We start from the raw sequence: 8789 nt of genomic DNA, 5'->3' as shown, positions 1-8789 counted from the left end.
GGGGCGGCAGGCGCAGCTCAAGCGCGTTAGGGCGGGTCTGAACGTCGAGTGTGGGCGATGGCAGCGCCCCGGTTCCACGCAGCCCCGAGCCAGAGCCTGCGGTGCGGGAAAACACATCGGGCAGGCTCCGTGGCGCATAGGCGGATCTATTCGCCTGAATGACGGATTCAGCAGTGAGGTTCATCACCCGTACATTGGTGCCGCCAGCGACGCCCTCTACAACTTCAGGTGTTCGGTAAACCGTACCACAGCTTGCAAGGGTCAGGCCCAAAACAGCTACCAATAGGTATCGCACTTTAATACTCCCATTCATCATGTGACACCTCGCCCCCAGACAGGTTCGGCCCCTGTTAACCTTAACGGGCGGCGGCCTTGGTCATCAAATACCCGACCTCATCGCCCGCCCATTGCCGCGCCTGTACAATGGCACCGCTCTTTACACTGACCCAATACGTATTCCGAAACGACTGGTCCAGACTTTTGCAATCCTCGGTTACAACCCGCGTCGGCACGGTGCCGATCTCAAGCGCGAGCGTCGCGCTGCCCTGCGGCTCCACCAGACAGCGATACCCGCGGGTAGAAATCTCATCCAGTCCTGTCAGATTGCTGTGCAACCGGTCTGAATAACCGCGCCGCCCGGACAGGATCAGCGCCTTGGGCTCCGACACATCAGCGGCGAAGAGTTCAGACCCAAGGCCGCGTGTCCCTTGCAGCATCCCGTCTTCCAGCATCAGCGCCGTTAAATCCGAACTCAGCCATGTATCGACACCGTTCACACGCGCCTCGCGCAGCATGCGGCCGGTTTGCGCACGGTTCTCGACGGTCAGCAGCAAGGCGGGGGTGGCGGTATCCTGCACCAGCGCGGCAAAGCGCGGCGGAAACCCTTGCGCGGTTTTAGGCACGACTGAATCATCGTCCACAGCAACGGCAACACCACGCGCCAGAAGGTTCTGACTGGCGCTACAGGCTGTGAGGCCCGCCAGACACAGACCAAGGGTCAACGCACGTAAGATCATCGCAGGTATCTCCCCCAGCTGTCCCGCAGCTCTTTGCCGCGATAGTCGCGCACGACCCCGTGCAAACGGTTAGCGACAGCAAGACGCGCCCCGCCGTCGCGTGTAATCGGCTTGATTGTTTGCTGGACTTTCGTCCGCGACGGGCGTCCGGTCAGCCACGAAAGCGGCACTTCGAACCGCAGGCCCTTGTCGAAAGACCCTTCACCAAAATCATCAAAGGACACATCCGTGAGCGTGAAATACCCGCCAACCTTGAACCCGTTGTTAAACTCACGATCCAAAGAGAACGTCGCGCCATAGTCACCCGCAAGGTAGCGACCCACGTCTAGCTGCCCGAAGAACCCATTGCCCAGATCATAATAGGCAGAGGCATGGCCGGTCACGACGTCATAGTCCTGAAACCCGAACAGCATGTCGAAATCACGTTGTTTGACATAGTTCAGCTCTGCCCCAAGTGCGAGCCGGCTATCCATCGGATACCAAAGCACCTCGGTCGACACCCCGCCAAACATCCCTTCCAGATACCCTGCAGAAACACGACCGAACAGGTTTTTCCCCGGGCGGAACAAATACTCGGCCGTGAGGCTGTTCACCTCAAGCTCAGATTCCTTTGCATAGCGTATAGCATTAGAGCGGACCGGCTCGATCACGGAATCCGACACGCGGAACGATTTATCGATATTACCCACCAGCGGATAGCGGAAACGACCCCCAAAGGTCAGCCCCGGGCGCGGCCGGTAATCCATCTTGAGCTGGACGCCGAAATCGGCCCTAATCGGGCTGTTAGGGTCGAAAAAGGATGTGGCGAGATATGGGCCGATCGACGTGTCAAAGACCGGGTAGATATCCGCCAACTCGCCTTCGCGGCCCTGATCGTGCCCGTCTTCCAGACGCGCCCGCGCCAGACTGCGCCAGGCACCATCGTAATCAAACTGCAGCTCTTCCAGATCGGATCTTTGCGTCACGATCTGGTTCAGCGGCACGCCGCGCTCCAGAAACACGACCGTGAACTCTTCGATCGCGGGGGGTAGCGTCACCGCCATGGCCCGCGCCGTGCGCCCTGCCGCTTGGGCCTCGTTGTCGAAACGGGTGTTTTCCACGCGCACGGTCGCGCGGTTGCCCGACATGGTGAAGCCTTGCAACTCCAGCCCGTCTTCCGCCAGCACGCGCTGCAACACGGCCTCGACCGCATCACGCCCGCCCCCGGCAGCAGAGTTGTTCCACTCCGCAATCGCCAGCCGGTTGCGCGCGCCGATGGTGCGCGGGGCCTGCTCCAACCCGCCGGGTACAGACGGTTTCTTGGGGTTGATGACATAGCTCAGCTGCGCGCCGACCTCATGCCCCCCGACGACAAACCCCTTGAGGTGCACACCGTTGTTGAAACGATACTCCAACCCCACGTTGAGGGGCGAAGACACGTCGATGCCCGTGTTCACCGATTCCCGCGTGTATTCATCGGGGGAGTATTCGGCGAATAGCGTCATCTGGTCCGACACATTCCACTGCACGCCCGCGAAGACCGACGTTGGCCCGCGGAACCAGTTTCCTGTCTCTAGCTGGCCGCCCGTGTTGGCGTCGCGCGACCGTGTGTCAAACCGGTCTGACAAAATACTGAACGGATTCGAGAATGAGTTCCGCCCCGCAAGCCGCCCCCAGCCCAGACCGCCGGTGACCTCCAGCTTCGACCCGAAACTTTTGGTGGCCACAAAATATTCACTGCTCAGGATACCGGTGCCCAGAAAGTCACGCATCCCCACGGCGAAAGCTGGGCGTACGTCGGTTTCATCCCAGATCTGGTAATGCACGTCAAAGCTGCGGTCGAATGTGTCGCCGTCTAGATACGCATTGGTGCTAATGTCTTTGATCCGCGAATACCGGAATGTCCCATAAAGACGCGGCAAGACCTGGAACGTTGCTGAATACCGGTAGTTGGGGCCAAACGTGCTTGCCGTGAAGGCCAGATCGCCGTCCTTCAACACGCGGGCCGTCGGCATTTCAACCAACCCGGGTGTGCCGTAGGTCGATAAAGATTGCGCTGAACCTTCGGCAAGACTAGTGACGCAAAACGCCCCGGCTAGCATCGAACAAGCTAGTTTCCTCGAGCGCCCTTGCATCTGCTAACCTACCTATTAATTAATTGTTGCGAATACCGGGACCGTAGAGAAGTTTAGGAAGGACTACACTTTGTGTGCCGTCCAATCAACGGATTTACCATTTCGTTGCGCCAGTTTTGCAACACAGAGGATACGCCAAGACCCATGCTGAACCGTTGGTTTAAACGCCGTCAACCTGACCCCGAGCCCGAACCCCATTTCGATCCGATCACACCGGATGTACCCGTCATTGCGATCGGAGATATTCACGGGCGTTTTGATCTGCTTGAAAGACTGCCCGAACCTCCGGCCGGCACACAGGTGATCTGCGTCGGCGACCTTGTCGACCGCGGCGAACAAAGCGCGCAGGTTCTGCGGGCGCTGCACGAACAGCCCGATATCATCACGCTGATGGGCAACCACGAGCAGATGATGCTAAAGTTTATCGACAATCCGAAAGAGAATGGTCCGCGCTGGCTCCGGTACGGCGGGCTCCAGACTTTGTCGAGCTTTGGCGTCTCGGGCGTGTCGCAAACATCCTCTGGTGACGATCTTGAACGCGCCCGTGACGCCCTGCAAGGCGCTATGGGCGAGGCCTTGCTTGACTGGGTGATCAACCTCCCAACCTCGTGGGTGTCGGGCAATGTCGCCTTTGTCCACGCCGCTGCTAACCCATTGATCCCTATCAAGGATCAGGAAAGCCGCACGTTGCTTTGGGGGCATGAGGATTTCGGGCGCAAACGCCGCCGTGACGGCATCTGGGTCGTACACGGGCACACAATCGTCGACACGCCAATGATCAAGGGCGGCGTGGTGTCGATCGACACCGGTGCCTACGCGACGGACAAGCTCACTGCCGCGACGATCAACAATGGCGAGGTCGAGTTTAACTACCTCTGATCTGACGGCATCCCGATTTTAACCACACCTTAGGATACCTCTGCTTTAGCTGACACATCGGCACATGCGCCGGTGTTTGGTTGCTATGGGTAAGAGGTGACGATGGCGTTTATCGATATCGGGATACGGCAGGGCAGTGATGTCCATGCACGTCGGGCGCCGCTATACGAAGGCGGCGGGAAACGGGTGTTCGACCTTGCCGTCAGCCTCGCGTTGCTGCCGCTGATCCTGCCCGTGATTATCGTTCTATACTGTCTGGTGGCATCCACGGGTCAGGGCGGTCTTTATGCCCACCCGAGGGTTGGGCGTGCCGGCAAGGTTTTCCGCTGTTGGAAAATCAGAACGATGGTCCCTGATGCACAGGCCGCGCTGCCGGCGATTCTATTGGCGCGACCTGATCGCGCGCTGGAATGGGCGTTGTACCAAAAGCTGACCAAAGATCCGCGCGTGATCCCCGGCGGCCACTTCCTGCGCCGCACCGGTCTGGATGAACTGCCCCAGATCTGGAACGTACTGCGCGGCGATATGTCTTTGGTCGGGCCGCGCCCCGTCACCCGGGCGGAGCTGCACAGCTACGGTGATGCCCGCCACGCTTACCAACGGGTGCGCCCGGGGGTCACAGGGCTTTGGCAGGTGTCGGGGCGCGGCATCCTGCTGTTTGCCGAACGCGCTTCGCTTGATGAACGCTATGCCCGCCAGCCAAGCTTTATGGGCGATCTCAAGATCATCGCGCGCACTCTGCCCGTCCTGCTGCGCCCCACCGGATACTGACAGGGCGCAACAACAGTTAACGCGGTGACAGGCGCTAGACTAGGCCTTTGATCCCCGTTGCAGTGGTGCCGCTGTCGCGCACTTTTGAGATGCGAAACGGATAGACGACCCCCGCCATCAAACCAGGCAGAGTGACTGCATCCCCGCTTTTCAGCGTCACCGCGACATCACCGGCCCCACCGACCATAAAGCCACGGGTGATCTGCGGCAGGTCGGCGGTATCGTCGGGCACAATATCAAAGGCCCCGCAAATAGGGCCGGTCAATCCTGCGGTATAGTCATTGAAATTGTCGGTAATTGGCATGTCGCTCTCCGTTTGCTGAAGAGCGCAGCTTGGTCTACCGATCCTACCTAAATCTTACCCCACCGTGCGGAGCACCCCCAAGGCCGGCAACCAGCCTTGGGGAAGATCATTCACGCAAGCTTGCCGTGGCAATGCTTGAACTTTTTGCCCGACCCGCAGGGGCATTCATCATTGCGCGCAGGGGTGCCCCACGTGCTTGGATCATTCTCGTCGAACCCCGCCACAGCGGTAGAACCGGACGCGGCTGCGGCGGTCGAAGCCGGCGCTTCGCTGTTCTCTTCCGCCGCCTGCGCTGCGTTGACCTGCGCCGCGGCCTGACGTTCCTGCATTTGCGACAGGATTTGCTGCTGCTCTTCCTCTGTCATCGGACGGATCTGACCCAGCTTCTGGGTCACTTCGGTCCGCAGGCTGTCCAGCATGCTTTCAAACAACTGGAAGGATTCGTTCTTGTATTCGTTCAACGGATCACGCTGCGCATAGCCGCGGAAACCGACGACCGACCGCAGATGTTCCAGCGTCAGAAGGTGGTCACGCCACTTGCCGTCAATCGCCTGCAACAACACCTGCTTTTCGATGTTGCGCATGTTCTCGGGGCCGAACTGTTCAGCCTTCTCGGCCATCATATTTTCGCTGGCTTCGACAAGACGTTCGCGGATGACCTCATCGTCGACGCCCTCTTCCTCACACCATGCTGCAACGGGCACATCCAGGTTCAGCTGATCCGCAACCGCGGCTTGGAAACCTTGAGTATCCCACTGATCTGCATAGGTTTTTGGCGGCATGAACTGGTCGATCAGATCGTCGATCACCTGCTCGCGCATGTCGGCGGTGATCTCTTGCAGGTCGGCAGCTTCCATGATGTCGCGGCGCTGGCCAAAGATGACCTTCCGCTGGTCGTTCATCACATCGTCGAACTTCAACAGCTGTTTACGAATGTCAAAGTTGCGCCCTTCGACCTTGGCCTGCGCGCGCTCCAACGACTTGTTGACCCAAGGGTGCACAATCGCTTCGCCCTCTTTCAGGCCAAGCGTCGTTAGCACTTTCTCAAGCCGTTCAGAGCCGAAAATACGCATCAGATCGTCTTCGAGAGACAGGTAGAAGGACGACCGGCCGGGGTCCCCCTGACGGCCCGAACGGCCGCGCAGCTGGTTATCGATCCGGCGGCTTTCGTGACGCTCGGACGCCAGAACATAAAGGCCCCCTGCGTCAAGCACCTTTTTCTTCTCGTCAGCGTGTTCCGCTTCGATCTTTTCACGGATCGCAACGGGATCGGCATCAGGGTCAGCGTCCAGCGCTTCAATCACCTTCAGCTCGACGTTGCCGCCCAGCTGAATGTCGGTGCCGCGACCGGCCATGTTTGTCGCGATGGTAACGGCACCGAACTTGCCCGCATCCGCCACGATCTGCGCTTCCTGCTCGTGCTGGCGCGCGTTCAGAACGTTATGCGTGATGCCCGCTTCGGTCAGCATCTGGCTCAGCATTTCGGATTTCTCGATAGAGGTGGTACCCACCAGAACCGGCTGGCCTATCGCATTGGCTTCTTTGACCTTTTCGATCATCGCCTGATATTTCTCCAGCGCCGAACGATAGACCTGATCGTCTTCGTCCACACGCGCAACCGGCACGTTGGTCGGGACTACGACAACACCCAGCCCGTAAATCTCGGCGAATTCTTCGGCTTCGGTTTCGGCAGTACCCGTCATGCCCGCCAGCTTGTCATAAAGGCGGAAGTAGTTCTGGAAGGTGACCGAGGCCAGCGTCACGTTCTCGGGCTGGATCTGGCAGCCTTCCTTCGCTTCGATCGCCTGATGCAACCCGTCGGACAGACGACGACCGGACATCATACGCCCGGTGAATTCGTCGATCAGCATCACCTCGCCGTCGCGCACAATGTAATCCTTGTCGCGCTGGAACAGCTTATGCGCCCGCAAACCTTGGTTCACATGGTGCACGATGGTGGTGCTTTCGGGGTCATACATCGTTAACCCTTCTTCCAGCAGGCCGCGGCTGTGCAGCTCTTGCTCGAGGAACTCGTTCCCTTCGTCGGTAAAGGTCACGTTACGGGTTTTCTCGTCCAGCTCGTAGTGGCTTTCCTGCAGCAGCGGGATCACATCGTCGACGATTTTATACATCTCGGAGCGGTCTTGCGACGGGCCAGAGATAATCAGCGGCGTCCGCGCCTCGTCGATCAGAATACTGTCGACTTCATCCACGATGGCAAAGTTGTGCTGTTTCTGGAAAATCTGGCTCAGCTCAGACTTCATGTTATCGCGCAGATAATCAAAGCCCAGCTCGTTGTTCGTGGCGTAGGTCACGTCGCAATCATAGGCGGCGCGTTTGTCTTCCTCGGTCATGCCGGACACCGCAGCGCCCGTGGTCAGCCCAAGCGAGGCAAAGACCTTCCCCATCCAGTCGGCGTCCCGTTTCACGAGGTATTCGTTCACCGTGACCACATGCACGCCCTTGCCGGTCAGCGCATTGAGGTAAGCGGCCAGCGTCGCGGTCAGGGTTTTACCCTCGCCGGTTTTCTGCTCGGATATGTTGCCCTGATGCAGGAAAATCGCCGACATCAACTGCGTGTCAAAGGCGCGCAGACCCAAGGTCCGGCGTGCGCCTTCGCGGCAGTTCGCAAAAGCTTCCGGCAGCAGATCATCAAGGCTTTCGCCGTCAATCGCCCGCTTGCGCAGCTCTTCCGTTTTTTGCTTCAGACCGTCGTCGGTCAAAGCCAAGAATTCTTCTTCCAGCGCGTTGATCTTTTCAACCAGCGGGCGGGTCGCCTTGATTTTACGGTCGTTTGGGGTCCCAAAGACTTTTTTGGCGAGTGTTCCGATGCCCAGCATGCAATCTCCTGCCGAAGTTATGTTCCAAGGCGTCCATCTGCTTGCCGAGCCGCCGGACAGCCCCTAGATACAAGACTGAACGTGCGCCAAGGCCGCGCCCATAGGGCGATGTAAGGGCCGCACTAAACCGTGTCAATGTAGCAGCCCCTTGTGGCTGCCAAACCAAGGACAGATACATGCAAAAACCTCTCACTTTTCTGGCACCATTCGTGGTGGCAGCTTCGCTCGCCCTGCCTGCTGTTGCGCAGGACGACACTGCCGAAAAAACGGATGCGCAGACAGACGTCACCGCTGAAACCGTGGTTGCCACGGTCAATGGCACCGACATCACGATTGGCAGCATGATCATTGCCCGTGCCACTCTGCCCGAACAATATCAACAGCTTCCCCCCGAAGTCCTGTTCAAGGGCATTCTGGATCAGCTTGTGCAGCAAACCGCCTTGTCGCAAGATTTTGACGGCGAAGTGCCGAAGCGGATCGAGATGGCGCTTGAAAACGAACGTCGCCAGCTGATCGCGGGCGAAGTGATCGAGAGAGCAATGGCCCAGGACGTCACCGAGGAAGAGCTGCAAGCCGCCTATGACGAAGCTTACGCCGATGCAGAACCGACCGAGGAATTCAGCGCGTCGCATATTCTGGTAGAAACAGAAGAAGAAGCCCAAGCCGTCAAGAAAGAGCTGGATGAAGGCGCGGATTTTGCCGAGCTGGCGAAAGAAAAGTCCACCGGTCCTTCCGGTCCTGCGGGCGGTACTTTGGGGTGGTTCGGCCCCGGCATGATGGTGCCCGCGTTTGAAACCGCCGTTGCCGCGCTTGAAGTCGGCACTGTGTCTGAACCCGTTGAAACCCAGTTCGGCTGGCACGTGAT

Annotated in this window: 7 protein-coding genes and 1 pseudogene; 3 read left to right on the top strand and 5 right to left on the bottom strand. The window is 58.9% G+C overall.

Annotation, left to right across the window (positions count from 1 at the left end; genetic code table 11):
• The 3 genes and pseudogenes from B3849_RS10865 to B3849_RS10855 all read right to left on the bottom strand — a co-directional run.
• Positions 1-313: pseudogene (locus B3849_RS10865) on the bottom strand (sugar transporter); the annotation flags it as partial.
• A gap of 43 nt (positions 314-356) precedes the next feature.
• Positions 357-1016, bottom strand: a complete 660-nt coding sequence (locus tag B3849_RS10860; protein WP_005850881.1) for a YjbF family lipoprotein — start codon at positions 1014-1016, stop codon at positions 357-359.
• Positions 1013-3097, bottom strand: a complete 2085-nt coding sequence (locus B3849_RS10855) for a YjbH domain-containing protein (RefSeq protein WP_286780125.1) — start codon at positions 3095-3097, stop codon at positions 1013-1015. The genes B3849_RS10860 and B3849_RS10855 overlap by 4 nt, the downstream gene beginning before the upstream one ends.
• A gap of 177 nt (positions 3098-3274) precedes the next feature.
• Between B3849_RS10855 and B3849_RS10850 the strand changes: the two genes are divergently transcribed.
• Positions 3275-4009, top strand: a complete 735-nt coding sequence (locus B3849_RS10850; protein WP_132997672.1) for a metallophosphoesterase — start codon at positions 3275-3277, stop codon at positions 4007-4009.
• A gap of 102 nt (positions 4010-4111) precedes the next feature.
• Positions 4112-4780 carry a sugar transferase gene (locus tag B3849_RS10845; protein WP_278425918.1) on the top strand — a complete coding sequence of 223 codons (669 nt, stop codon included), beginning with the start codon at positions 4112-4114 and terminating at the stop codon, positions 4778-4780.
• Between the two features lie 34 nt (positions 4781-4814).
• On the opposite strand, the gene B3849_RS10840 is transcribed toward B3849_RS10845, so the two are convergent.
• On the bottom strand, positions 4815-5084 hold the full coding sequence (locus tag B3849_RS10840) for a spike base protein, RCAP_Rcc01079 family (protein WP_278375810.1): 270 nt from the start codon (positions 5082-5084) through the stop codon (positions 4815-4817).
• Between the two features lie 110 nt (positions 5085-5194).
• A complete protein-coding gene (gene secA / locus B3849_RS10835) occupies positions 5195-7924 on the bottom strand; it encodes a preprotein translocase subunit SecA (protein ID WP_286780124.1) in 2730 nt (909 codons plus the stop codon).
• Positions 7925-8100: 176 nt separating this feature from the next.
• Here secA and B3849_RS10830 point away from each other — a divergent pair.
• Positions 8101-8789 (top strand): peptidylprolyl isomerase (locus B3849_RS10830; RefSeq protein ID WP_286780123.1); only part of this gene is annotated, 689 nt, incomplete at its 3' end.

The organism is Sulfitobacter sp. UBA4523, assembly GCF_002388305.1.
Lineage (GTDB): Bacteria > Pseudomonadota > Alphaproteobacteria > Rhodobacterales > Rhodobacteraceae > Sulfitobacter > Sulfitobacter pontiacus.
The sequence above is the reverse complement of the archived record's forward strand: the minus strand, read 5'-3'. Positions and strand labels throughout refer to the sequence as shown.

Excerpts from the sequence above, each read along its gene's own strand:
- B3849_RS10860 (WP_005850881.1), bottom strand. The coding sequence starts at position 1,016 with ATGATCTTACGTGCGTTGACCCTTGGTCTGTGTCTGGCGGGCCTCACA.
- B3849_RS10855 (WP_286780125.1), bottom strand. The coding sequence starts at position 3,097 with ATGCTAGCCGGGGCGTTTTGCGTCACTAGTCTTGCCGAAGGTTCAGCG.
- B3849_RS10850 (WP_132997672.1), top strand. The coding sequence starts at position 3,275 with ATGCTGAACCGTTGGTTTAAACGCCGTCAACCTGACCCCGAGCCCGAA.
- B3849_RS10845 (WP_278425918.1), top strand. The coding sequence starts at position 4,112 with ATGGCGTTTATCGATATCGGGATACGGCAGGGCAGTGATGTCCATGCA.
- B3849_RS10840 (WP_278375810.1), bottom strand. The coding sequence starts at position 5,084 with ATGCCAATTACCGACAATTTCAATGACTATACCGCAGGATTGACCGGC.
- secA (WP_286780124.1), bottom strand. The coding sequence starts at position 7,924 with ATGCTGGGCATCGGAACACTCGCCAAAAAAGTCTTTGGGACCCCAAAC.